Raw genomic sequence first — 23,005 nt, 5'->3', positions numbered from 1 at the left:
AGGAGTGGGCTGGTCAGCGCCGCTTGCTGCCCGGCGCGAGCAGGGAGCGCAGCACGACGGCGCAGACCGCGACCGAGGCGCCCGTGATGGCGACGGCGAGCAGCAGGGAAACGAGTACAGCCCCGAGGACCAGGACGACGGCCGTACCGGCGCCGACGAGGGCGAGCGCAGCGCCCGGGGTGATCTGGACGACCGGGCGGGCCGGCTGCGGGGCAACGGTGGGCACCGTGGGCAGGGCCTGGGTGCTCGGCACGACGTCGGTCGGCTGGATGACGGCGGGCGGCGTCACCAACCCGGTGGGCTGGGGCATGGTCGGGACCTTGGGCTGGAACATGAGCGGGTCTCCTTTCGCGGGTTACTTGACGGCGGGGTCGATGACGGAGGCGAAGAGGCTGTCGGCGAGGAGGTAGCCGCCGAGGAGGAACACGCAGACCAGCCACCAGGGCGGGCGGACGAGCTTCACGCCGAGGTAGCCGACGACCACGAGGGCGAACCAGAGGGGGACGTCCATGGGTGGTGCCTCCTAGCGGGCGGTGCAGCGGTGGGTGCGGGCGGCGAGCTGGGCGGCGGTCCGGCTGGAGTAGTCGGCGGACCAGCCGCAGCGGTCGGCGGTGCAGACGGTGGCGTGCACCGTCCGGCCGTTGCGGTCGCGGTGGGTGCCGATCTGCACGGGGCCGATCCGCATCAGGGAGTGGAAGTTGTCGCGTGCGGGCATGGCTGTCTCTCCTTGCTGGTCAGGCGAGGTGGGCGGCGATGGCGGCGGCAAGGTGGGGCGGGACGCCGAGGCGGGAGCGCAGGGTGTCGGTGTCGATCGGAGAGCCGGTGCGGTCGCGGTGCTCGTCGGCGACCTTGCGGGCGTGATCGACCAGCGCGGCGGGGACGGGCGGGACCGGGGAGGGCTGGACGGGAGGCGCGGACGCTTCGTCGTCCGGTACCGGCAGCGGGATGGCGTCAGCCGGGGGCACGGGGTCGGTGTCGGCCGTGTCTTCGACCGCCACCGCGTCCGTGGCGGTGGCCGGCATCATCGGCTCCCGGTCCGTAGCCGAGTGAGCCAGGAGGGTGCCGCCGAGGAAGGCCAGCGCGGGCCATCCGGCGATGCCGAGCCGGAGCGGGGCGGGCGGGTCGGCCAGGTCGAGGAATCCGGCGGTGGCGATGTTGGCGCCGAGCGAGGCGACCAGCGCCACCAGGAACCAACACCAGGCCAGTCGGGACGGTCCCTCGGCCCGGAGGCGGCGCCAGGCCGCGACAAGGAGGAGGTCGACGCTGACCGGGTAGGCCCACGCCTTCCAGCCGTCCTGCCCGGCTGCGGCGGCCAGGTCGTGCAGGTGGGCGAAGGACAGGGCCCCGGCGATCACGGCTTGGATCAACACCGCGTCGATCCGGAGACGGGGCCGGGCGCCCATCAGAAGCCCTCACACGGGCCGCTGTCGGGGTCGTAGCCCTCCGGCAGCCAGTCGATCGGCGCGACGAGCAGCGACACGGCGAGGGACTGGCTGACGGTCTCCGCGAAGTCGAGGTCGGCGCCGGGGGTCTCGGCGTACAGGGCGGCTTGGCCGAGCAGGCGCACGGTGCGGACGAAGTCCTCGCAGTCCGGGCACATGGTGGTTCTCCCTCTCTGGGGCATGGCGGGGGTAGGGACCTGGCGCGAAGGCGGTCGCGCCGACCGGGAAGGGTGGGGAGGAAGGATCAGGCGGTGAGGGGCGGGAAGGCTCAGGCGGTCGCCGTCGGCGAAGTGACGGCCGACGGCGCGGGAGCGGAAGCGGAGACGGCGAGAACGGGGCGGAAGGCTGCCAGTTCAGGCAGGTCCGGGGTCCGGTCGGCGTACCGGTTGCAGAGGTTCACGGCTTGGCGCAGCGAGGTGTGCGGGGCGCGGATGCGATGCCATCCGCCGGACGAGTCGCCCGCTATGGCGATGCCCTGCTTGTCGGCCGGTATCTGGATGGCGGCCAGGACGGCGTCCGGGGAGATGTCGCCGAAGGCCATGTTGGCGGAGGTCTCGTCGTTGACGCGGTGGGCGGTACGGCCGGTGAGCTGGGCACGGAGCATGGTGATGCCCTTGCCGAGTTCGGAGCCGAACCGCTGCCCGCAGATTTCGAGGTAGATGCCCGCGGCCCTGCCCAGCTGGGCGAGACGGACGAGGGCGGTGATGATGCGGTCCCGGCGCTTCTCTTCTTCCTTGCTCGCGTACAGGGCGAGTTCGGCGACTTCATCGACCAGGACCACGACCGGGGTGGGGCGCAGGTCGTCGGGCAGGTCCCAGATGTCCGCTGCGATCTCCGCATCCGGTAAGTCTGCGGTGATCCGCTGCTGGACGCGGATGAGTCGGTAGACGTCCGCCATCCGTTCGACGAGGGCGTCGAGGAGTTCGGCGGCGGCGTCCGGGTTGTCGGCCAGCGCGGAGAAGCGGCGGGCCAGCGGGAACAGTTCGACCCCGCGCTTGCAGTCGATGCCGACGAGGGCGACGTCCATCGGGGCGAGGCCGGCGACCAGGTTGCGCTGGTAGACCGACTTCCCGGACTCCGTGGCCCCGAGCGTGAGGGCGTGGGGTATCGCCCGGTAGTCGCGGTAGTGCACCGCTCCGTCCTCCCGCAGGGCGACCGGCACACGCATCGGCCGGGTGTCGACCTTGGCCGGCATCTGCACCCGCTTCAGTACGTCGTAGCCGGTCATCCGCACTTCGACCACGCCGGACCGCAGCTCGCGCGAGTTCACGCCGTACATCGAGAACGAGTGGCGGAGCCGGTCCGAGGCGGCGGAGACGTCGAAGGCGTCCTGTCCGGGGCGAAGCTTGAGCCGCAGGACCAGGCCGGTACGGGTCGGCCGCAGTCGGAGGATGCGCGGTGGACGCGGCTCCGGCATCTCCCGGTTGGTGACCCGCGCCAGGGCGAGCCGCCACCGTGCGGGCGGAACGGTGAGCCCGCACGCGTCCATGACCGAGCCGTACCGGACGAGGACCCGCAGGGCGGCCAGGGTCGCCCCGAACGCCAGCCAGTACCAGGCGGGGCGCCGCCACCGCAGCAGGCCCGCGACGGCGACGACCAGCGCCAGGGCGACCATGAAGGTGGTCATGGTCAAGCCGCCTTGGACCCTGCGGAGGCGGCGGCGAGCGAGGTGACCGCGACGGCGCGGAACGCGATGCCGTGCCGCTTCTGGCCGTTGAAGTCGTTCTCCCAGGGCCGGGCGATGAGCCCCGTGAGCGCGACCGGCGAGCCCATCACCAGCTCGCCGCTGATCCCGGTCTCCGGGACGGTGACGGACAGGATCTCGACTTCGTCGTTGGCCGCGAACATGACGTCGACCGTCATGAGCTTCGCGCCGGTCTCGGTGTCGGTGGCGATCTCGCCGGTACGGCGGTCCCGCAGCTTGATCTGCGGGGACTTGGCGACCATCACGACCGCGCTGGAGGTGTCGACGGGAATCTGACGCACAGCAGATCACTCCTCTATATGTGCTGGACTCCGCCACTCATGTACATGAGTGACATGAAGAAGAGTGCATCACTCCTATATATGAGTCAACCCGCCGCGAGCAGGAACTCACGACGGGTTGGGAGGAGTTGAGCGCGCGTCAGCTGTCAGCGGGGATGCGGTACTCAAAAACGAACTGGTCAGCGGCCATGAGGGTGTCGCAGACCTCCACCACGAGCCCCGCGGCGGTACGAGCCTCACGGATCAGGTGGACCACCGGCGTACCCGGGCTGAGAGCAAGCTCCACCGCCTCCGCCTTCGAGGCCGGACGCGCTTGCAGCGTCTCGACGAACTCCGCGAACTCATGGCCGTGGTCTTCGAGTCGGGCGTAGATGCCACCGCCGCCCGGGTTCTCCGCGAACAGCTCCGGGATGTCCTTCACGACGTCCCAAGGAAGGTACGACGTTGCGGTCTCGACCGGAGTGCCGTCCCGGAAGTAGAGGCGGCGACGGGCCAGCACCTGTGCGCCGGCGCGGACGCCCAGCCGCGCGGCGGCATCCTCGGGTGCATACATGGGCCCGATGTAGAGGACGCTCACCTTGGCGGTGGCACCGGACTGAGCGGACTCCGCGAGGTAGGCGGCCTTGCCACCCTGCCGGAGCGAGCGCCGGAAACGGTCGGACGAACGGTGCCTTACCGGTGGCCGGTTCTTCACGATCGAGCCCTTGCCGTGCCGGGTCTCCACCAGGCCGCTCGCCCGCACTTCGACCATGGCCTTGCGGATCGTTCCGCCGGAGACGCCGTAGCGGTCGACAAGCTCGGATTCGCTCGGCACCATGTCCCCGGCCTTGAGAACCCCAGCCCGGATCTGCTGCACGATCTCATCCGCGATCTGCACGTACCGGGGGCCGGAACCGACCCCTCCCGCCGCAGTTCCCATAGTCCTTCTCTGCCTCCTATGCTCCTCTACATGAGTCAATCACAGGAAGCGACCACCCCTCCCCTGCACTCCGTGTCCGTTGCCGGAGTAGTGGTGCGCGAGGACGGGCGGCTCCTGGCGATCCGGAGAGCCGACAACGGCACCTGGGAACTCCCCGGCGGCATCCTCGAACTCAACGAGACCCCCGAGGCCGGCGTGGCCCGCGAGGTCCTGGAGGAGACCGGCATCCACGTCGAGATCGACGAACTCACCGGCGTCTACAAGAACATGACCCGCGGCATCGTCGCCCTGGTCTTCCGCTGCAAGCCGTCCGGCGGCACCGAGCGCACCTCCAGCGAGACCACGGCCGTCTCCTGGCTCACCCCCGACGAGGTAACCGACCGCATGAGCGAGGCGTACGCGGTCCGGCTGCTGGATGCATTGGACGGGAACGGGCCTCACGTCCGGAGCCACGACGGGAAGAACCTCATCCCAGCGGGATAAGACTTTCTCTACTTCATCAAGGCCCCCGGCTGCGCTCCGCTCCGCCGGGCGCGCTCCCGGCTCTGGCCGCGCCCGCGCTCCTGCCTTCGGCCCGCTCGGCGCGCCGCCGCCTACGCGCGCCTACGACGGATAAGCCGGGGCCGTTGCGACGAGGCCAGAGTCCGCGGCTTCAAGACATGCCTCCGGCGGGGGCGCTCCGGCACCGGGATGGACGGGGCGCCGTTCGCGGGTGCCGGCCGGAGCGTGGTGAGCGTCGTGGTGGCTCCCATCCCGACCACCTCCGACCCAGGCAGAGCCGAGCAGTCGCGGCCCAGGGCGTCAAGGTCGTTCGTACAGTGGCGCGCTCCACCTTGACGCCCTGAACCACGACCACTCCACGGTGTGTGGGTCGAAGGCGGACGGGATGGGAGCCGGGGTGAGTGGTGGATTGGCGAAAGTTGATCAAGAGCTAGTTGCATATTGTTTTAGGTTTTGGAACAAATCGAATTCCTCAAAATCTGACAGCTCGAGGCAAGCAGTTAGGCAAATTTCCATAGCCGAAGCTTGAGCAAGGTGTCGCCTGTCCTCGCGAAATAGATTCCCATGGAGCGAGGCAATATACCTCACCAAAACCGCACTAATGTCATGACCTCTGATGAAATGACGAACATCTGAGGAATCTGGAAAATCCACCCGCGAATATTTCGAGATAAGGTCCTCGATATGCATTCCTTGGCATGAACGACGGAAGGCTTCCTCCACGTCGAGAGAGTGGCTATTGTCAGTGAATTTAAGGCTCTCTATTACTTTACTGGCGAGCTTCTTTGGCTCTGGCAACGACCTAAGAATAAATCTGATGGTGAAAATGGTCACCAAGACTGGCGTGATTGCCTCCATAATCGTCCGAGGCGAAACGCTAGAGGGCGCCCTAAGTGCCACGCTGAGCATTTTCCCGATAGGCTTTTCCGCGAAGAAGTAGAGCTCCATAGACGCAAAATCAGTATAGAATATGCTATCAATCTGGGGACACGCGTCCAATCCAAGGGAGCTGAGGTCGCGATCCGCGACGAACCGAAGTCGATTGCCTTTCGGATGCGCGGCATGCACGATCTCCGCAACAGTCAAAACGCTTCCTCGCTTACCTCTGGTATAGCCATGCGAGATAACAATGCTCTCATCAATCACGACTCTATCTTCCACGGCGAAGATATCAATCTCCGCACGGGGCTGTATTTGGGAGAAGTACCAGCGCAAGAATGCCTGATCGCCCCTTCCCTCGACAATAATTTCCTTCATGTCGGGTTCCAGTATTTCGAGCATGGCCATCTCGTCCGGAGTTCTACGATTTTCGTCAATAATTGTCATGCGGCCCCGCCCCCTGCTTCAGATTGAACTCTTAGTCCTTCGAAACCAGTCGAGATAGCGAATCCCTGTTACCTGTGATCACCTCTACAGAGTGGGTAGCGACCACGAACTGCATTCCACTGCCTTCCGTGCACGCAAGTAGAGCCGACATGAGCTTCCGCTGCCATTTAGCATTGAGGCTAAGTTCTGGCTCATCGATAAGGAAAAGACGAGTATTTCCGCGGGCAAGAATGGTGTTGGACAGGAGGAGCAAAATTTGGCGCTCCCCCGAGGACAGCTGATGAGGGCTTAGCTCATGTTCTCTGCTGTCGGACGCAACTACGCGCATGCCGCGCGAAAGGTCGAAAACCAGCCGTTTCGTTTGGAGGAAGCCATTCGCTTGCTCTACAAATGTTCGAATTAGCTGCTCCGTCTTTTCCAAGGCATCAAGCCGAGTTTCTTGCGCTTCGAGGTATGGGAGAATCACCTCTTCTGCGACTGCCGCCTTATCGCTTGGGATATCTGTGAGAAGGTTTGCAAAAGGCTGAGAACGCAACGCCGGAACAAGACCAAATTCGGCATACTTCTGCGTTCTAACCGCCAGATCATTAAGCCGATTGAGCAATGTTTCGATGGGGGATGAGTTGCCTCCAGTGAAATCTCTCTGCGCAATCCGCGCAAGGATGTCTAGATAGATTCTATTCGTTCCACGGGAGCCTAGTTGATTCCCTCGCAGTACTTGCTGCTGGAACTGGACATGAACCCTACGCATTGCCGACCCAAGCTCTTTGCCTAGGAAGGACTTGGTGTCATTCGGGCCTTCCTCTTCCACATCTCGAATGATCCTGTGGTGTTGTTTCGAGCTGTGGTTTAGATCATCACCGTAAATTTGCCGATCATCCGCCAGGAAGTGAGGGTTTGCGTTGAGCCCTTGGAGATAATCGACATAGGAATCAAACCTCTGGTCGGCAAAGAGGGCAAGCTGTTCCCGTGCGCGCCGAGCGGCAATTGATGACCGGGGCTCGCGCAGGCGCCGCTCCATGCGCAAACGGTATTCCCTTTCCTGTCGGGAAAATTCTGATACGGATCGACCGTCATCTCCTACAGCAAAGTAGCTGTCGTCATCTATTGACATATACCGCTGCTGAACATCTACCCCCGATCCTCTTACCTGAATTTGGAATGGCCCTTGCAGATCCTCTAGCTTTTCCACTGAAATCGAATCGCCATTATTTAGGCGAATTACCAATGTGGCGAATGGGCAATTTCCCAAATATGAACGATGCGTTCCGGTCGGCGAACCGCTAAGCGTGTTCCATAGCAGGTTAAGAATGGTTGTTTTTCCGCACCCATTGTCTCCATAAAGAAGCGTGAGGCGACGACTCGAAGACGCATTGAGCACAAGATCGGTCAAGTCGATCTCATAATTGAATTGACCGAACAGGCCGGTCACTTCAACCGACTTGATCAGACTTTCGTCCGTTACTGTTTCTTTTGTCAGGTTCGGCGACTGGGATGTGCTCATTTCGTCCATGTGGGCAGTTTACAGTCGAAGCGCCCGCCGTACGGGCATCTTTGAGAATAACTTTCGTGCTTGGGTTACCCATTGAGGTGCAGCGGCTCGTGGTGATGCCAGATGAGGTACCGGTCTTCTCGACGAAGCTCTGCGGCTTCCCATTCCAGTCGCGTCACTCCATGGTTCATGGAGCAGGCGTAGGCAACGAGCACCAAGCCCACGTCAGGGGGCAGCTGGCCGAGGTCCCGGTGCGCTTCCTGCTCTTCGAGCTCATCAAGCCCTAGGTCTAGCTCACCCTGCATGGGCTCAGGTACATGGTGACGGATCAGGTCAGCGCGTAACCCGGTAGCCCGTCGTAGTCGTGCTGCGGTGACGGGCACGTCGGTCTTGGCGTAGCGAATCGGATAGATCACGTTGCCAGCAACGATCATGACCGTCCGAGCTTGGAGGCGGACCGCGGTCGCACCAGGGAGGTGCTCGGGGCCGGCGGCTAGCTCCTCGTACTGCACGGCGTGGAGGCCGTGTCCGTACGCCTCCAAAGTTTGAGTGTGCACACCTTGGTGGCCGTTCCGCGCCCGTTCGTAGGCCCGCGACAAGCACCATGGCGTCAGCCAGCGCCCCCGCTACCTCACCGAACGTCTCCTTGGCCCATGGAGTCATCACGCTCATCGCCTACCGCCCTTCCCTCGAGCATCTCGCCCACCAAAGCAGCACCGCGCCCACCGCCCCGGCCCAGACCTCGGCGTAGTGCGCATAGGGGCGCACTTGTGCACGAACTCGGCGCAGGAATCATTCGTAAGTCCAAATCGGATGCGAAAATTTGACATCCGATTTCGGTACGTGCATGATTCCTGCGATCGCGTCTCGCTGTGAGGTGCGGCAGTTCTCGAAGGAGGCCCATGAGCGAGACGGCATCGGACACCATGGAGTGGCAGCTCAAGCCCGGCGATCAGATCGAACGCAAGGCGCTGCACAGCACGTTCGGGGGACGGACGCAGGGAGGCATCGGGCCGTCGGCCAAGACGCCCAACGTCTTCGTTTTCACGGACCCCGTCGCCGGCGAGAAGCACGGCTACTACGACGACTGGATGCCGGACGGCCGCTTCCACTACAGCGGAGAAGGCCAGTACGGCGACCAGCGGATGATCTCCGGCAACGCCAGCATCCTGAACCACCAGGCCGAAGGACGTGCGCTCCGCGTCTTCCAGGGCGCCCGCGGAACGGTCACCTACCGCGGCGAGTTCACCGTCGACCTGGAGAACCCCTGGTACTCCGCGGACGCTCCCGAGACCAACGACGGCCCTCTCCGCAAGGTCATCGTCTTCCGGCTCAACCCGGTAGACACCGCACCCCGGGAGCCCGCCACCAAGCTCGGCCGGCTGCTCGTCTCATACCCCAACCAGGTGGACGGCCTCCCCTTGGAGAGGAACGAGAGCGAGACCACATTCGTCAACCCGAACCAGGAACCCTACGAGGCCGACCGCAAGGAAGCCCGCCTGATCAAGGCATTCGCGGACTACCTGACCAGCAATGGTCACCAGTCCGGCCGGCAGCGCATCCTGCCCCCCGGTGAAAGCCGCCCTCTCTTCACCGACCTCCACGCCAAGGGACTCGGACTCCTGATCGAGGCCAAGGGCAGCGTCACGCGCGAGAACATCCGGATGGCCATCGGCCAGCTCGCGGACTACAGCAGGTTCGTGGACCACACCATCCGCGCCATCCTGCTCCCCTCCGAACCGCGGGAAGACCTCCTGGCCTTGGCCAAGACGCAGGACTGCGCCGTGATCTGGCCCGAGGGCAAGGGGTTCACCAGCACCAACCCCAATGCGCTCCCGTAGCAGCGGATCGAATGGCGCCCCTGTCTCCTCCGTGCCCGATCGACCGGGTAACCCGCGGATACTGACGGATAGGGCGAACGACAACGTCCCCCGACCGAGTCGCCAGGTCAGGGGGCGTTCGTCTGCGGTGGATGTGGAGTTCGAGCCCACGGTGACAACGGATTTCTGCTAGGAAACCAGCATGGATGCCGCTCTCGTGGGACTGATGGGCACAAGCATTGGTGCCACAGCTGGATTTTCCGGTGCATGGCTCGCCCAGCGCAGCCAGCTACGGATCTTCCGAGAACAGCGATCGCACGAGTCCGAGGTGCGGTGGCTGAACGAGAAGAGGGAGCTGTACAGGGATCTCCTGATGGCCATGTACGGCTGGCATGACGCCCTGGTAGGCATCTGGAATGACGAGGAGTCAGACAACCTTTTTGAGGTTCGAAGTAAGGCGATCACGCTGGCTCTTGAAGTCTCACTCATCGCCAAGGCCCCAGCGAGAAGTGCCGTACAGGAGGCCCACAGGGGGCTATTGAATGCCCAGCCACTCATCTTGCCGCGCGCCCAGCGCACGTCTGGCCCGGAACCACTGAACGATGTTCGGCGCACGCTGACAGCCATGGAAGAGGCCTTGCGTACAGAGCTCACCCAAGCGGGATAACGTGCAGCTACGGATCATAAATCGTCGTGCCGCAGTTGCGGCCGATCGGGCACGGAGAACGCCGCTCCATAGGCGAAGTCACCGAGATCCTGCGGTACAGCAGCGCGGTACCGCAACCACAGCAACCGCCACTGCTCGCTACCGTCTCTTCTGGATCCCGTAGCGGCCGGTATGGCCTTAGCTGACCGATCCGGCTAGAGCTACGGATCAGAAGGCGCCCATGCACCTGCCGTGCCCGACCGGCCGGGAAATGGCGGGGAGCCACGAGCGCGGACAGACAGGACGCATGAGAGTGACCCTCGACCAATTCACCTGGTTCAGAGGCCGTTCATCTGCTTGGAGTGTGAGATTTGGACCCACGGTGACAACACTGCGCGAGGGTTATCAAGATCGTCAACGGGGTCGGGCCCACCGGGGCCGATCCGCGCCAGAGCTAGATCCCGATACGGTTCTCCTTGCGTCGGCCCTTATCCCACTCAGTGACGAGCAGCGTGTAGCAAGTGCTGATCCTGGAGCCGGTGCCGCTATGGCGCGTTCCGCCGGCCGACGCGAGGGCCGTGATGTTTGCGCGCCACCGGAAGGCGGGGTCCTTCTTACCGATCTTCTCGGAAAGGACCCTGTCGTCGATGTCGTCCCCATGTTTGCCAAGGAACATGCCGATGCCACCCAGCAGCATGCCGTCCCATGTCTCCTTGGTTCGCCCCCAAGCGTCCTCGGCAACCTTCAGCGTTCGCTCAAGCGTTTCGGGGCCGTAAAGGTCAGTGATCCGGAGGACACCGGCTACTGCGCCCACCATGTTCGTCCCCGTGGAGCCCATCGCAAGGTTCCGCTTCCGCAGTGCGGACTCCGTGTCGACGAACAGAGGGATGCCTGCCGTGAGCCCGATCTTGTATTCGTCAAGTGGCGTCGGCTTGCTCGACTCCCGGTTCTTGATCAGGAAGAGGACTGCCTCCTCCTGCTGGTCCAACCCATGATGAACCTCGGCCACGATTTCGGGGATGCCGGTGAGCTTGCAGACGTGCCACCGGTGCATGCCATCGACGATGTACTGATCGCCGTCGGTGCGCTGGGAGACCACGATGGTGCCAAGTGCCTCGGGCACCAGGTTGTTAGCCATGCTCCGGGCGCGCGGCTCATTCAGCACCCGCTGCGCCTTCTCGTCGATCTTGAGGTTCTCAACCGGGATGCGGACGCCGTGGTCGACCTGGTGCTCCGGCAGTTCGTAGGCGTACTTCTTAGGCATGGCTCTGCCCCTCTTACATCGCGCTCAGGAGTGTTGGCGGATCGCCAGATATGGGATGCGATGCAAGATCAAGAGATACATGCCCCCGTCGACTATTCCGATCAAAAGATGAATCCAAGCCAATACTTGACCTGATCCCGCCGGAAGGCAGGGAGAGGCGCAAGGGCAAGTGCTGGCCCGCCAGATGCCGGTAGCGTGCTAACCCTCGTCATCGGGCCGTGCCGCGGGGCAGGTGCTAGCTCAGCTCCTGTGCGTGCAATCGCTCGGCTGTGGCTGCGAGCACGCGCCGGAGCGTCTCGCGGTTCTCGCCGTAAGTTTTGACTGCGTGGCAGTTCGGGCAGAGGGCAATCATGTTCCAGGGGATATCGGGGCCGCCCTTGGTGAGATCGCGCACGTGGTCAACTTGCAAGATCGGCATGCCTGCGGTGGTTCGTTCTTTTGGGTGTCCCTCGCACTTGGGGCTCTCGCAGTTGCCCTTGCTTCGCCGTATCACGGCCGCTCGCGCGCTTGGGTCCCGGACGTAGCGATCGGCCTTGGTCGGCTTCTTCAGGTTGCCTCGCCGTTTGGCGTTTGCTTCTGCCCGTTGCGCCAGGCGCTTGTACGCGTCCTTGTCGCTCTCACCGGCGTCGCGCTCGCCGGGGTCCACGTCACCGGGTTGGTAGTCGACAGTGTCGTCGTGTAGCTCACCCGTGTCCTCTTCCAGCGCTGCGACGACGTCGGACGGCCACGTCTCACGCTCGGGTGAGGGTACGGGGGCCAGTACCCAGAGGAACTCGCGGCGCCACTTCTTGTCGTCTCCGAGACCCCAGCGCCGTCGGCGCTGCACGATCACGGCCCATGTCTCGAAGCTGAACTGTCCCTGGTATGGCTTGTGCCAGTAGCGGAGCGGACGGCCATCGGCCTGGTACGCGGCCATGAGCTCGTTGCCATCGGTGATCTTCTGGTCGCCTGATAGGCCGTCTCCGACGTAGGCAATCCAGTTGGCGTCGGGGATTCGTCCGTCGGCGTACGGCCCCTTGTCATCGGAGAAAGCGCTGAGAATGCCGTCTGCGAGACAGCCGATGCCCGCCATCTTTTGGCCGCCGTAGACTCGCCAGATGGCATCGCGGTCCTTGTGCGTCTCTCCGAGTAGCGGGCGCAGGGCATCCGCCCACCTGCCTGCGAGCAGAGCGCGGAGGCCGAAGTCTTCCAGCAGGTTGGAAGGGAGTGGGAAGAAGTAGCGCAGTAGCAGTCCTGCCGCGGCACTGGCGGCGGCTTCAGGCTGCGATAGCAGCAGCGCGTAGTCCTCCTCGCGAAGGCCGCCTGCCGGATCTACCTGGTTCAAGGACTCCAGAGTGGGACGGCGTCCCTGACTGGTGAGGGTGAGCTCCTGTGCATCGTCCACGCTCCACAGGTTGTCCCGGATCAGGGCCCAAAACGGGTAGCGGGTTGCGTCAACGCCGTCTCCGGCCTGGGCGTACTTCTCCATCAGGGGCGCCACAGCATCGCGGGTGGTGGACCACGGCTGCATGCGAGGCGCGCCTGCCACCGCCTGCCCGAGTGCCCATAGCAGAAGGACGGGCCGGTGCAACGGCGTGCCACCGGCGCGACGCGGCGGACGAACATCGCCAATCCGCCGGTGGAACGTCTTAGGCGGCTCAACAACCGTGAAGCCTTCCCGCCTGAGCCAGGCCACTGCGCCCTTCAAGCCACCACTGAGTTGTGAGTGCTTGAGCGCGGTTCCAAAGTCGTAGCGATGGGCTACGCCGGCAATGGCCTTGGAGTCGTACTCTCGCCCCTCGTGTACGAGCAGATACGTGACTGCCGCTCGGTAGCCGTACGTGTCCCGGAAAGCCTCTACCCCCACGCGGTCATGCTCTTCAATCGCATTTAGGATGCCCTCGCGTGTGATCTCAGACGGTGCCATGAACCACACCGTAGATCACGGCACCGACAACGAGCCCAGGCCCGTTGTCAGCAGGTGCTGTGTATCGCTGCTAGCCGTCCTGCCCTTTGCCCGGTTCGCTTGCGGCCACCCTCGTACACCTGCTTACATCACGCCACTCCGCGTCTCCGACCCGACCGTTCGTGGCCAGCCTGATCGAGCGAGGACGACAAGGCCAAGACTCACGAGCATCATGGGCATGGCGTCCTCCAAGTCGCTCCGCGTCGGCCACTCAGGGTCAGCCATGCGCATCTTCAGGCATTGGGCCCTAACTTCCTCTAGCACATCTTGATTGACACCCCCGTCTTGAACTGCCTTACCTGCTCGAAGGACGACATCAAGGTGCACCAGAAGCGCTTCGGGCTGCCCCGGAACGGGTCCACGCCCAAGTGACCGGATCACGACTCCGAACGCCCCCTTGTCTTCGAACTGAGGGGCACACTTCGCAACGAGGTCCTCCCGGTTGTAGGTTCCCGAGTAAAACGCCTCGGTAAAAGCCTTCAAGAGTTCGCGGCGGCTACGAGGGGTTCCGAGCCTCGGGTCGCATAGCGGATGCACGAACTGAGCGGCCCTGGCCTTCGCCCACGCTCGGCTACCGCGGGGATCACCGACGTACGTGCGGAGAGCACGCAGCGCCTGTCGCGTGCTCACCAGATCGTCATCGCCGATGAACAGCCAACACACAAGCACGAACTCAGCCAGCGGTTGGACCGATGACGGCTGCCTTCTACGCACTAGGTCTAGGAAAAGCGTCCGTTGGGCAGCTGAATGCAGCGCCTTCTCTGAGCCGCGTTGGCCTGTCCGCCGCCGCTGAGGCTGAGCCAGTAGCCCTCTAGCCACCCAGTCATGGATGAGGCGCTTGGTCACTTGGTGACCTTCTGCCGCAGCATCGGCGACCAGATCGTCGATAGTACCCGGTTCGGTAATCACTCCTGGAAATTACATCAGATCCGAGCGGGACACCTGTAGTCCTCGGAGCCCCAACTCGTAGGCTCGCCAATAGAATCGGGGACCCACACCGGCCCAAGCAAGCCGACACCGTCGCTGATTGGTCCCTGATCACGCGACACCACATTCAAGGAGAAAGATGAGTGTCGACCAGAATGACATTAAGCCTGCCACCGAGCAGTGCACTAGCCCCCGAGCACCGAAGGGGCGGTCTCGACGGTTGAGTCCCCTGCTTCGGATCATCCTTCGAAACATTATCGGAGGGGCCGCGTCAGCAGCGGGAGCAGCGATCACCGGCCTGCTGATTTTGCTGGTTCAGCGATAGGCCGTCCGGTCCGCTCAGACGGTTACCCCGGAGGAGCCGATCAAAGTTGGAAGCCGTTGCTCTTGTGAGATCCACTGTTTCAACAACCTGAGTTCTAACTTCCACAGCTGACATCAACGACGCCACACAGAGGTATACGTCAGTCTCTCTGTCCGGCTGCCACGCCAGACGACGGTAGCAGCCGGAGCAGACTTCGATCGGACTTACAAATCAGATGTCACAGCGTCGAGTATCGAAGCCCGCCAACGCGAAGGCCCCCAACTCTGATTACTTGGGGGCCTTCGCGTTGGTGAGAGCGAGCAGGGGTCAATCCGACTGTGGCTCAGGATCCGCGAAGAAGTGGCCTCGACTAGCCGCCACACGGAGCACGCGTCCTAGCGCTCCGGTCAGTTCCTTGGCCAGGTGCCGCACGTCTTCCAAGGTCGTTTCGTCATCAGCGAGGACTCCGGACGCTCTCTTCACTAGAGCGGAAGCCATGTCGAGTTGTTCCGCTTCGATATCGTCCGCCAAGCGGGACATGTGGCTATCGCCGTCGTCGGTGCTGAGGTAGCAGGGCTTCCCTTCTGAGCTCGACCACGGGAGAAGCCGTAGTTCATTCCGTTCCGTCATGATGACGATTACCTCCCGTCTGTTGCATGGTGTGTAAGGAAGACCGCGTCGGTTCGGTCCCCGGGAAAGGCCAGAAGCGCGGCTTCCACGACGCGTCCAGCGGAGTTGGTGGCAGTGCGCGTGATCGCAAGGACTGCCGCGGTGGGGCTGATCCGCAGGGCCGAGACTTCGTCCGGGGTCGGAGGGCGGGCGCGGACCGTCTCCCGGACGGCCGCTGGCGATGAACTCAGGACGGCGAACCTCTTGGCCGTCTGCTCGTACGACGGCTCCTCGCCCAGAAGCCCAGTGGGAGCCAGATCGTGCGGGAGGTATATCCGGGCCAGGCCGAGCGGCGACGCCCCTTCATGGCTGACGCAGACAATCTCCGCAAGGGGGGTGCCATTGGGCACGTCCAGCAAGCCGGCCAGAAGCCCCTGTGCTGGAACCGTGGCGGTGCGAACGGTGACTCGGGGCGAGGCATCCGCAGCGGTCCACGGGTCGAACGTCCCCCACCCTCCGACGTACATGAACCTGCGCAGAGGGCGGCGAACGAAGTTACCTCTCCCGTGAAACTTGTCGATGAGTCCCTCCCCTTGGAGCACAGAGAGAGCACGCCGCAGAGTCCCCGTGCTCACCGCGTAGCGCGCGGCCAACGCCGGTTCGGGCGCAAGGCGTTCGCCGGGACCGATACGGCCGGTCGTGATCTGCTGCCGTAGATCGTCGGCGATTTCGCGGTGACGGAAGGGCACGTCAGGTCACCGCCTTCTCGTAATGCGCACGGCAACAAAGCGGGTCCGCGGGTGCATCGTCAGGAGTTCGCCGGAGTCGAGAAGGAGTTGCTTGGCTCCGTGCGGCAACTGGAGGAGGTTAGTCACGCGGCAGGCGCGGCCGCCGACTTGGATGATGTCTCCGCACAGGACGGTGGTCGAGGTGATGTCCACGTGCGACGCCAGGAGCCGCCCGGCTTCGTGCCCCCTCACCGCTGGGACTCCGCCCGTGCGGGACGGCCGGACGACGCGTGGCAGGGGCAAGCGCATACCTCGTAGACCAAGGGGAGGGCGATGGGTACGAGCGGCGCCGGAGACTCCGTGCAGGTGTCGTGGGTTCCGATCCGGCAGGTGGCCGAACGGTAGGGAGGGGCCTCGATCGACGCGAGAACGCCCCTCAGGCGAAGAGCCATCAGGATGCCCCCGTGAGCGACGACCACGCTGCGGCGGACAGGTGGGGAGCCACGAACAGCGAACGAGGCTGCGTGCGCTTCTCCCAAGCCGCCAGGACGTACGGGCGGACGAGCGCGGAGTCCTCCCCCGCGAGGGCGTACCGGTGGCGCCCGCTGTCGTCGTTCGAGTCCTGGTCGGCCCTCGGCGCGTGAGCGGGTGCCGCCGCGCTGGTTGCGCCCGCCAGCCGGGTAGGAGCTTCCGGCCGACGATGCCGGCCCTTGAACACGTGCCCGCCTCTGGTGATCGAAACGGCACGGCGGATACGGTTGAACATGCTGTTCAGCTCCTATCGCTGATAGCCCGGTCCCCCGACATAGCCCGTCGTGGGGACCGATTTGCGTACGACCGCCCAGAGGGTGCGGACGTTAGAACTGGTGGCGAGGAGGCCGAATCGGTCCGCCTCGCCCACCGCCGCCAGGACCTCGCCCCAGGACTCGGCCGGCAGGGATTCGGGGATCGTCGCTTCGACCGCCGTGTAGCGGGCGTGCTCCTTGATGCGTGGTCGCAGCCCGAGGGCGGACAGCCGAGCAGCGATCGACGCCGCACTTACTCCCGAGCTGGGCACAGGCAGCCTCCGTTAGCAGCAGTCACTTTGAGTGAAGCTAGTTAACTAGATTAGGGCTAGTGGACTAGATTTTCCATATGCCTGAGCAAGCGCCTTATCTCCGCATCGCCGACGAGCTGCGGCGGCGGATCGCAGAGCACGTCTGGGAGCCAGGAGACCGCCTGCCGTCCCGCGCCCAGATCGGCCAGGAGTACGGCGTGGGCGAGAACGTGGTGCGCCGGGCGCAGGAACTACTGATCTCCCAGGGCCTGCTGGAGGGCCGCGCGGGATCGGGCACCTACGTGGCCGAGCCACGGGAACGCGTGCGGATGGTTCGCTCCTCGGCGCGCGAGCAGCCTGACGGTTCGCCGTTCCGGGCGGACATGAAGGCCGTGGGCAGGCAGAGCGACTGGGAGAGCCGGTCCGACGTGAAGGTCCCGGCGCCGGCGGACATCGCGGCGCGTCTCGGTATCGCCGAGGGTGATCTGTGCGTCCGAACGGTGTACGAGTTCCTGGCGAACGGCCGACCCGTGCAGCTTTCGACGAGCTGGGAGCCGTACGAACTCACCGTCGGCACGCTCGTCGTCCTCCCGGAGGGAGGCCCGCACGCCGGGGTTGGAGTGGTGAACCGGATGGCCGTCATCGGCATCACCGTTGGGCACGCGGTGAAACAGCCGGAGCCGCGCGGGGCGACTGCGGAGGAGGCGTCACTCCTCGGCATCCAGAACGGCGCGTACGTGACGCACATCCGGCGGACGTACTACAGCGATCAGGGCCGGCCCGTCGAGACCGCCGACATCGTGGTGCCGGTCGCACACTGCGAGATCGTTTACGAGATCCCCATCAATCGGCAGTAGCGGCCCGCCGGGTCCGTGGCGGCAGGTCGGGCGCCTACCTTCGACGTCGGAAGTACCAGACCGCCACGACCCCGATGAGGATGGCAACCACGAAGGCCCAGACCGTCGTTGTGCCGTGGTAGGACCGATAGGTGCTCAGAGCCAGCATGTTCAGGCGGATACCCCGAGCACGCGGCTTCAGCCGACGCCCGTCCCAGGCCCCGTGCCGAATACGAGTCGAAGGCGCTGCACGCCCACCGCCAAGAGGCGGATAGCGCCAGCTCAGGCAGCATGAGCCGCCGGTCAGGCCAAGCGCCTTCTAAGCGCTTGGCCGCAGGTTCGAGTCCTGCCGGGGGCACTGCCGAGAGCCCTCCCCATCGGGAGGGCTTTTCGCTGGTCAGGGCGGGTTTCGGCGGGGGCGGCGAAGCCCCGGACCCTCCCCCGATGATCAAGGAAAAGTCCGGGGCCGTACGGCTGTCACCGGGGTTCTGCGGGTGGCTGTGCCGAATACGTGCCGAAGTTTTCGGCTGTCCCGTCAGCCTGCGGGCGGCGGCTCCGGGAGGTCCCCCGCCGCTTCGAGCCGCCTCTTGAGATCGGGAAGTTGCCCTTCCACGCACCGCGCGTAGGTGGCCAGAAGCACCGGAACACTGTTGCCCGCCCAGTCCGCGACCTGGGCACCACCCTGGCCTATTCGGTGCGGAGGAGCGCCGGATCGGGCCTGCGGTCGGTAACGGCCCATGCGGGTGGGACGGCTACGGCGACACCGCACAGGGCGACCACGACCATGGTGGCGACCGCGCCCGGGTGTGCTCCGACATGCCCCATGGTGATCTGATCGAAGGCGCTGTTGAGCAGGACATCGGTGACAGCGGCCAGTGCACCGACCATGACCATGGGGATGGCGAGGTACCAGAGTTGAGCTCGTCGCAGGGTCGACGTGTCTGCGCCCGCGACCACGAGTGCGGCCGTGATGCGTCGGCGACTGACGGCCGCGTCGTATCCGGTGATGGCCAGAGTGGTCAGCAGAAGGATGGCCACGGCTGCGGCAGCCGCCCATGTCACGGCCCTGTAGGGGGCAATGTTGCGGGCGGATTGGGCGAGTTGCACGGACGTGCTGTCGATGACGGCGGCGGGATCAGCGGCCAGGACGCGTGACCGGACTGCCGATTCGGTCGCAGCGGCGCCATCGGTGAACACGAGGAGCCGGCCGGCGGGTGGCGCGGCCCGGGCGGTTTCGGCGAAAGTGCTGGGAGGGATCAGCAAGTCCGCAGTGAAGGCGCCCGCACCGGGGATCTCGGGAAGGCGCAGGACCGTGGAGGGCACGGTGACCTCTACGCGGGGCGCATCCGGTGAAGGGTCGGTGGCATAGGAGAGTTCCGCGTGCTGACCGGGCTGGACACGCGTACCCATGCCGGGCCATTGGACCCGCGCCGGTTGGCCGGGTGGCGGGCAGGAAGCGAGGTCGCGCCCCCAGATCGCATGGAGCTCGGAACAGTCGGCGACCAGCGCGGACACGAAGTCCGGGGCGGTTCCCGGAGCTGCGGGAGCGGCTTGGTAGAGCTGTAGCTCTACGGTCGCCCGTACCTGGGGGATGGCGGTGTAGTCGGCTCCGAAAACAGCGGCGGTGGGGTGGTCGATCACCACGGCGCGCCCGGCCGGGGTGATCGACGCCTTGGCCAGGTAGTCGGTCGCCGAGTGATCAAAAACGGACAGGAGTAGACCTGCGCTCGCCAGGGCAACCATGCCGAGGGCCAAGGAGGATGCCGCGCGCGTGGTGTCGTCCTGACCTCGGTGAAGCCGAGTGGCGGCCAGTTGCAGGGCTAGGCGTTTACTGCGCCTGCCAGCCCGTCCGGTCCAGGACCGCACCAGGGCGGGCAGCGCCACTGGGACGCCGATAAGGCACAGCAGGGCGGCGAGATAGAGCAACGACAGCAGGAGGGTCTGATCACCTCCCGCGTCCGCCGGTTCGTGGATGATCAGCCCGGTCAGGCTCAAAGCGCCGGCCGCCAGCGGCAGGACACGGCGCAGGCGTGCCGGCGGGCGGTCTGCGGAGCGCCGCTCGGCGTACGGGGAGTCAACAGCTCGGGAAGCACCCCTCCGGGCCACCCACACACCGAATGCTGGAAGCAGGACGGTGGCCGCCCACCCGAAGGGACCCGGCCAGGCGTCGGCGGTGAAGAACCTGTATCCGCCCACTTGCCAGTGGGCAGCCAGCGGCATCAGAGCGGCGAAGAGCGCCCATCCCAGCACGGCGCCCAGCAGGCAGATCAGCAGCACCTCGCCCGCGAGTATGGAGGTGGCCTGGCTCCGGGACGCGCCGCACAACCTCATGGCGGCGAGCCGCCGGTGGCGGCGTTGCGCGGAGATGCGCACACAGGAAGTCACGAGCACGAAGAGTGGGATGAGTAGCAGCGCGGTGATCGCAGCCGTGGTCTTGACGGCGCTGGCGAGGGAACGGCTGGCCTCGATCCGTGTCACCCGGTCGGCGCCGAAACCGTCCGCCGTGACCACACCGCTGCGGCCCTTGAGCGCGGGGGTGCCCACCCAAGCCACCAGCTCGCCGGGGTCGAGGAGGCCCGGGGCTGCGATCAGCGACGTCCTGCCCTGGCAGTAGCGCCGACGCAGCGAGTCCGATCCCGGTTCGGCCAGCAGTCGACGCAGCGCGGGTGAGACCGCGCACCGGCCCGCGTCGGGAAGAGATGTCAGGCCCGGGGGTGCCGCGCGTCGGTTGGGCGGCACGGCGGAGGCGTCGACCAAGACGCGGGTGATGATGCGGTCTTCCCACAGATCGCTGTCCTGACGCAGGCGCAGGTGTGAACCGGCGGCGTGCGTATCGATCCTGGTGGGGGCTCGATCGACCGACCGATCGATCCTGGCGGCCACTACCTGCGAGGCGGCGCAGGCCGACAGGACGGCCAGCAGCGCGATCGCGACGCCCACCGCGGCAAGCGCAGCCCGCAACCGTCCTCCACGAGTCTGTGCCGCCGCCAGGCGTATGCCGAACAGGACGTTTCTCATCGGGCCGTCTCCGACGACACGACGCGTCCGTCGATCACCTGCACGACCCGGTCAGCGAGGTCCGCGACCCTTGAATCATGGGTGACCAGCACCACCGACGCGCCCCTGTTCCGCGCCAGCGACCCGAGCGCGGCAAGCACCGTTTCGCCGCTGTGCGTGTCCAGTGCCCCAGTCGGCTCGTCCGCGAACACCACCGATGGGGAGTGCACCAACGCCCTCGCCACCGCGGCCCGCTGTGCCTGTCCCCCGGACACTTGGCCCGGAAGCCGGCTCGCCAACTCTCCGATCCCCAGTTCCGCGAGGACCGCCTCGGATCTCCGGCGCGCGTCCCTACGCGAGACGCCGGCGAATCGCAGTGGCAGTGACACGTTCTCCAGAAGACTCAATTCGGGTACAAGTTCACCGAATTGGAAAACGAATCCGAACCGGCTGCGGCGCAACTCGCTGAGCTCGTCGTCCGTGGCGGTATCGACCCGCATGCCGCCTAAAGTGACTCTCCCCGCCGAGGGGCGCACCATGCCGGCCAGGCAGTGCAGGAGCGTCGATTTTCCCGAACCGCTCCGCCCGACGACCGCAACAATCTCTCCGCTGCCAACCGACAGCGATGCATCGTCCAATGCGGCGTGCTCGCCGTAAACGACACGCAGCGATTCCGCTTCGAGCAAGACCGACCTCCATGTACGTGCGCTGAACCACACCGGTCGGCGGAAAGCCCACCAGGGCGGTATCGCGCATTTCTCCAGCTGCCGCATGAGACGCCGGCCGTGGCCCCCGAGGAGGTGTGGCACCCGCATGGACGGATGCCACACCCCTAGCCACTTACGCGCTGGCTGGCAAAACTACGGTATTGCCCAGTGATAGGTGGACGAGCAGTTGTCGGGCTGCAGTTGAACGTCTCGGCAGACCTTGAAGTACAGGTCCCCGAACGAACCGTCACCGTTCTGCCGGGCATCGACGACACTCTTGGTGGTACCCGAACCACCGCTGTTGCGCAGGGTCACGTGGCCGTAGCCATCCTGCCACCATTCCACGTAGACCGAGTGGCTGTCCCCGGAGGTGTCGGACAGCGAGCAGTTGATCTGCGCGTGATCATCGTGGATCAGGACCGCCCAGGTGCTGAAGTAGCAACTCGCCGAAGCGCCGGTGGTACTGCGCGTAACGGTCGATGAAGTGGCCGCGCTGGCGCTGGTCGTCGACAGCGCCAGGACACCTACAGCGACCCCCAGCGTTGTAGCAATCTTCCCTAACATGCGAACCCCCGGAAGAAACACGGCGGGAAAATCCCGCCAGTCGATGAATCAAACATGAACGTCGAACCCGAAACATCTTTGCGATTCCCGAGATTATCTAGCAACCGATTTCAGGCGTGAGAAAGACCATGCTACTTTTTCGGCCACAACCATCGATTCAGGTAGCACCATCCCCTTACAGCGACTAACACAGAGGCGGCTGGGACTTGGTGGCCGCACCAGTGGGCCTCTTCCATCCTGCGCTGGGGGAAAAACGGGCTGCTCAGAGTGCGTGGCGACGAGACAGAGCCTCTCGTCGTTGTCGTGGTGATCTCACTCAACACACCGGCGGCCGAAGAGGCCCTGTTGGGTTCCATATCGAGCCATGCTCGACTTCTCGCAAGCTCATCGAGCATGTTTCCTGGCCATTGGACGAACGCCGCCGATCCCGCAACACCCACTGGCGCAAACTCGGCTACTTCAAGCAGGCGTTACTCGCTCTCATTCATCTACGCAGGAACGAGACGTTCGCCCAGCTCGGAGCCGGATTCGGGATATCCCGGCCCACCGCGTGGCCGTGCGTCGACGAGATCAATCGCCTGTAGCCACCTGCCGAGTCCGTGAAGGCAGGTCCCGCAGGCTTGGCGCCTACCTTCGGCGTCGGATGTACCAGGCCGCAACGAGCACGATGAGGATGGCAACCACGAAGACCCAGACCGTCGTGGCGCCGCTGTAGGACCGGTAGGCATACAGAGCCAGCATGTTCTGGCGGATACCCCGGGCACGCGGCTTCAGCCGACGCCCGTCACATGCCTCGGGCCGAATACGAGCCGAAGGCGCTGCACGCCCACCACCATGAGGCGGACAACGCCAGCTGAGGCAGCATGCGCCGCCGGTCCGGCCAAGCGCCTTCGAAGCGCTTGGCCGCAGGTTCGAGTCCTGCCGGGGGCACCGCCGAGAGCCCTCCCCATCGGGAG

At 65.0% G+C, this 23,005-nt stretch carries 23 protein-coding genes and 1 pseudogene; 5 read left to right on the top strand and 19 right to left on the bottom strand.

What is annotated here, in order from left to right:
* Positions 1–13: 13 nt before the first annotated feature.
* From ACFWEP_RS05865 to ACFWEP_RS05830, 8 genes are all read right to left on the bottom strand, one after another.
* A complete protein-coding gene (locus tag ACFWEP_RS05865; protein ID WP_387366145.1) occupies positions 14–334 on the bottom strand; it encodes a SpdD-like protein in 321 nt (106 codons plus the stop codon).
* Between the two features lie 21 nt (positions 335–355).
* Positions 356–511, bottom strand: a complete 156-nt coding sequence (locus ACFWEP_RS05860; protein ID WP_266704398.1) for a hypothetical protein — start codon at positions 509–511, stop codon at positions 356–358.
* A 12-nt stretch (positions 512–523) separates the two neighbouring features.
* Positions 524–715: a mobile element transfer protein gene (locus tag ACFWEP_RS05855; protein ID WP_387366141.1), complete on the bottom strand. Its 192-nt coding sequence runs from the start codon at positions 713–715 to the stop codon at positions 524–526.
* A 19-nt stretch (positions 716–734) separates the two neighbouring features.
* Positions 735–1,403, bottom strand: a complete 669-nt coding sequence (locus tag ACFWEP_RS05850; RefSeq protein ID WP_387366138.1) for a DUF2637 domain-containing protein — start codon at positions 1,401–1,403, stop codon at positions 735–737.
* Positions 1,403–1,600, bottom strand: coding sequence for a hypothetical protein (locus ACFWEP_RS05845; protein WP_387366135.1), 198 nt, complete (start codon positions 1,598–1,600; stop codon positions 1,403–1,405). Before ACFWEP_RS05845 ends, ACFWEP_RS05850 begins: the two co-directional genes overlap by 1 nt.
* A 110-nt stretch (positions 1,601–1,710) precedes the next feature.
* Positions 1,711–3,069: an FtsK/SpoIIIE domain-containing protein gene (locus tag ACFWEP_RS05840; protein WP_387366132.1), complete on the bottom strand. Its 1,359-nt coding sequence runs from the start codon at positions 3,067–3,069 to the stop codon at positions 1,711–1,713.
* Positions 3,070–3,071: 2 nt separating this feature from the next.
* Entirely contained in the window at positions 3,072–3,428 is a 357-nt protein-coding gene (locus ACFWEP_RS05835; protein WP_387366129.1) for a hypothetical protein, read from the bottom strand.
* Between the two features lie 139 nt (positions 3,429–3,567).
* Positions 3,568–4,347: a GntR family transcriptional regulator gene (locus tag ACFWEP_RS05830; protein ID WP_387366126.1), complete on the bottom strand. Its 780-nt coding sequence runs from the start codon at positions 4,345–4,347 to the stop codon at positions 3,568–3,570.
* 18 nt (positions 4,348–4,365) lie between these two features.
* On the opposite strand from ACFWEP_RS05830, the gene ACFWEP_RS05825 reads away from it, so the two are divergent.
* On the top strand, positions 4,366–4,830 hold the full coding sequence (locus ACFWEP_RS05825) for an NUDIX hydrolase (RefSeq protein WP_387366123.1): 465 nt from the start codon (positions 4,366–4,368) through the stop codon (positions 4,828–4,830).
* Positions 4,831–5,271: 441 nt separating this feature from the next.
* On the opposite strand, the gene ACFWEP_RS05820 is transcribed toward ACFWEP_RS05825, so the two are convergent.
* Both ACFWEP_RS05820 and ACFWEP_RS05815 read right to left on the bottom strand, forming a co-directional pair.
* On the bottom strand, positions 5,272–6,174 hold the full coding sequence (locus tag ACFWEP_RS05820) for a hypothetical protein (RefSeq protein ID WP_387366120.1): 903 nt from the start codon (positions 6,172–6,174) through the stop codon (positions 5,272–5,274).
* Between the two features lie 31 nt (positions 6,175–6,205).
* Positions 6,206–7,687 (bottom strand): AAA family ATPase, encoded by a 1,482-nt coding sequence (locus ACFWEP_RS05815; protein ID WP_387366117.1) that lies wholly within the window; start codon positions 7,685–7,687, stop codon positions 6,206–6,208.
* Between the two features lie 881 nt (positions 7,688–8,568).
* Here ACFWEP_RS05815 and ACFWEP_RS05810 point away from each other — a divergent pair.
* Together ACFWEP_RS05810 and ACFWEP_RS05805 are read left to right on the top strand one after the other, a co-directional pair.
* Positions 8,569–9,507, top strand: coding sequence for a restriction endonuclease (locus ACFWEP_RS05810; protein ID WP_387366114.1), 939 nt, complete (start codon positions 8,569–8,571; stop codon positions 9,505–9,507).
* Positions 9,508–9,688: 181 nt separating this feature from the next.
* A complete protein-coding gene (locus ACFWEP_RS05805; protein ID WP_387366111.1) occupies positions 9,689–10,153 on the top strand; it encodes a hypothetical protein in 465 nt (154 codons plus the stop codon).
* 433 nt (positions 10,154–10,586) lie between these two features.
* Here ACFWEP_RS05805 and ACFWEP_RS05800 read toward each other — a convergent pair whose 3' ends face one another.
* From ACFWEP_RS05800 to ACFWEP_RS05780, 5 genes are all read right to left on the bottom strand, one after another.
* A complete protein-coding gene (locus ACFWEP_RS05800; protein WP_387366108.1) occupies positions 10,587–11,396 on the bottom strand; it encodes a DUF6551 family protein in 810 nt (269 codons plus the stop codon).
* A gap of 235 nt (positions 11,397–11,631) precedes the next feature.
* Entirely contained in the window at positions 11,632–13,302 is a 1,671-nt protein-coding gene (locus tag ACFWEP_RS05795) for an HNH endonuclease (RefSeq protein WP_387366105.1), read from the bottom strand.
* Between the two features lie 1,908 nt (positions 13,303–15,210).
* Complete coding sequence (locus ACFWEP_RS05790) at positions 15,211–15,930, bottom strand: GntR family transcriptional regulator (protein ID WP_387366102.1); 720 nt, start codon at positions 15,928–15,930, stop codon at positions 15,211–15,213.
* 430 nt (positions 15,931–16,360) lie between these two features.
* On the bottom strand, positions 16,361–16,675 hold the full coding sequence (locus ACFWEP_RS05785) for a hypothetical protein (RefSeq protein ID WP_387366099.1): 315 nt from the start codon (positions 16,673–16,675) through the stop codon (positions 16,361–16,363).
* 12 nt (positions 16,676–16,687) lie between these two features.
* Positions 16,688–16,966 (bottom strand): hypothetical protein, encoded by a 279-nt coding sequence (locus tag ACFWEP_RS05780; protein WP_387366096.1) that lies wholly within the window; start codon positions 16,964–16,966, stop codon positions 16,688–16,690.
* A gap of 77 nt (positions 16,967–17,043) precedes the next feature.
* Between ACFWEP_RS05780 and ACFWEP_RS05775 the strand changes: the two genes are divergently transcribed.
* Positions 17,044–17,802, top strand: coding sequence for a GntR family transcriptional regulator (locus ACFWEP_RS05775; RefSeq protein ID WP_387366093.1), 759 nt, complete (start codon positions 17,044–17,046; stop codon positions 17,800–17,802).
* 666 nt (positions 17,803–18,468) lie between these two features.
* On the opposite strand, the gene ACFWEP_RS05770 is transcribed toward ACFWEP_RS05775, so the two are convergent.
* The 3 genes from ACFWEP_RS05770 to ACFWEP_RS05760 form a co-directional block, all read right to left on the bottom strand.
* A complete protein-coding gene (locus ACFWEP_RS05770) occupies positions 18,469–20,799 on the bottom strand; it encodes an FtsX-like permease family protein (protein ID WP_387366090.1) in 2,331 nt (776 codons plus the stop codon).
* Positions 20,796–21,464 (bottom strand): ABC transporter ATP-binding protein, encoded by a 669-nt coding sequence (locus ACFWEP_RS05765; RefSeq protein WP_387366087.1) that lies wholly within the window; start codon positions 21,462–21,464, stop codon positions 20,796–20,798. The genes ACFWEP_RS05770 and ACFWEP_RS05765 overlap by 4 nt, the downstream gene beginning before the upstream one ends.
* A gap of 174 nt (positions 21,465–21,638) precedes the next feature.
* Positions 21,639–22,049, bottom strand: coding sequence for a hypothetical protein (locus ACFWEP_RS05760; protein WP_387366084.1), 411 nt, complete (start codon positions 22,047–22,049; stop codon positions 21,639–21,641).
* Between the two features lie 303 nt (positions 22,050–22,352).
* On the opposite strand from ACFWEP_RS05760, the pseudogene ACFWEP_RS05755 reads away from it, so the two are divergent.
* Positions 22,353–22,618 (top strand): annotated as a pseudogene (locus ACFWEP_RS05755) (transposase family protein); the annotation flags it as partial.
* Positions 22,619–22,676: 58 nt separating this feature from the next.
* Here ACFWEP_RS05755 and ACFWEP_RS05750 read toward each other — a convergent pair.
* The gene (locus tag ACFWEP_RS05750) at positions 22,677–22,790 is read right to left on the bottom strand and encodes an LPXTG cell wall anchor domain-containing protein (protein WP_387366081.1); all 114 of its coding nucleotides are present in this window, start codon (positions 22,788–22,790) and stop codon (positions 22,677–22,679) included.
* Positions 22,791–23,005 lie beyond the last annotated feature (215 nt).

This window comes from Streptomyces sp. NPDC060198 (genome assembly GCF_042728415.1).
Taxonomy (GTDB): domain Bacteria; phylum Actinomycetota; class Actinomycetes; order Streptomycetales; family Streptomycetaceae; genus Streptomyces.
This window is presented reverse-complemented; position numbering and strand designations above follow the sequence as displayed.

What these genes read in the sequence shown, in the direction of transcription:
- ACFWEP_RS05865 (WP_387366145.1), bottom strand. Translation starts at nt 334, where the DNA reads ATGTTCCAGCCCAAGGTCCCGACCATGCCCCAGCCCACCGGGTTGGTG.
- ACFWEP_RS05860 (WP_266704398.1), bottom strand. Translation starts at nt 511, where the DNA reads ATGGACGTCCCCCTCTGGTTCGCCCTCGTGGTCGTCGGCTACCTCGGC.
- ACFWEP_RS05855 (WP_387366141.1), bottom strand. Translation starts at nt 715, where the DNA reads ATGCCCGCACGCGACAACTTCCACTCCCTGATGCGGATCGGCCCCGTG.
- ACFWEP_RS05850 (WP_387366138.1), bottom strand. Translation starts at nt 1,403, where the DNA reads ATGGGCGCCCGGCCCCGTCTCCGGATCGACGCGGTGTTGATCCAAGCC.
- ACFWEP_RS05845 (WP_387366135.1), bottom strand. Translation starts at nt 1,600, where the DNA reads ATGTGCCCGGACTGCGAGGACTTCGTCCGCACCGTGCGCCTGCTCGGC.
- ACFWEP_RS05840 (WP_387366132.1), bottom strand. Translation starts at nt 3,069, where the DNA reads ATGACCACCTTCATGGTCGCCCTGGCGCTGGTCGTCGCCGTCGCGGGC.
- ACFWEP_RS05830 (WP_387366126.1), bottom strand. Translation starts at nt 4,347, where the DNA reads ATGGGAACTGCGGCGGGAGGGGTCGGTTCCGGCCCCCGGTACGTGCAG.
- ACFWEP_RS05825 (WP_387366123.1), top strand. Translation starts at nt 4,366, where the DNA reads ATGCTCCTCTACATGAGTCAATCACAGGAAGCGACCACCCCTCCCCTG.
- ACFWEP_RS05820 (WP_387366120.1), bottom strand. Translation starts at nt 6,174, where the DNA reads ATGACAATTATTGACGAAAATCGTAGAACTCCGGACGAGATGGCCATG.
- ACFWEP_RS05815 (WP_387366117.1), bottom strand. Translation starts at nt 7,687, where the DNA reads ATGGACGAAATGAGCACATCCCAGTCGCCGAACCTGACAAAAGAAACA.
- ACFWEP_RS05810 (WP_387366114.1), top strand. Translation starts at nt 8,569, where the DNA reads ATGAGCGAGACGGCATCGGACACCATGGAGTGGCAGCTCAAGCCCGGC.
- ACFWEP_RS05805 (WP_387366111.1), top strand. Translation starts at nt 9,689, where the DNA reads ATGGATGCCGCTCTCGTGGGACTGATGGGCACAAGCATTGGTGCCACA.
- ACFWEP_RS05800 (WP_387366108.1), bottom strand. Translation starts at nt 11,396, where the DNA reads ATGCCTAAGAAGTACGCCTACGAACTGCCGGAGCACCAGGTCGACCAC.
- ACFWEP_RS05795 (WP_387366105.1), bottom strand. Translation starts at nt 13,302, where the DNA reads ATGGCACCGTCTGAGATCACACGCGAGGGCATCCTAAATGCGATTGAA.
- ACFWEP_RS05785 (WP_387366099.1), bottom strand. Translation starts at nt 16,675, where the DNA reads ATGTTCAACCGTATCCGCCGTGCCGTTTCGATCACCAGAGGCGGGCAC.
- ACFWEP_RS05775 (WP_387366093.1), top strand. Translation starts at nt 17,044, where the DNA reads ATGCCTGAGCAAGCGCCTTATCTCCGCATCGCCGACGAGCTGCGGCGG.
- ACFWEP_RS05770 (WP_387366090.1), bottom strand. Translation starts at nt 20,799, where the DNA reads ATGAGAAACGTCCTGTTCGGCATACGCCTGGCGGCGGCACAGACTCGT.
- ACFWEP_RS05760 (WP_387366084.1), bottom strand. Translation starts at nt 22,049, where the DNA reads ATGTTAGGGAAGATTGCTACAACGCTGGGGGTCGCTGTAGGTGTCCTG.
- ACFWEP_RS05750 (WP_387366081.1), bottom strand. Translation starts at nt 22,790, where the DNA reads ATGCTGGCTCTGTATGCCTACCGGTCCTACAGCGGCGCCACGACGGTC.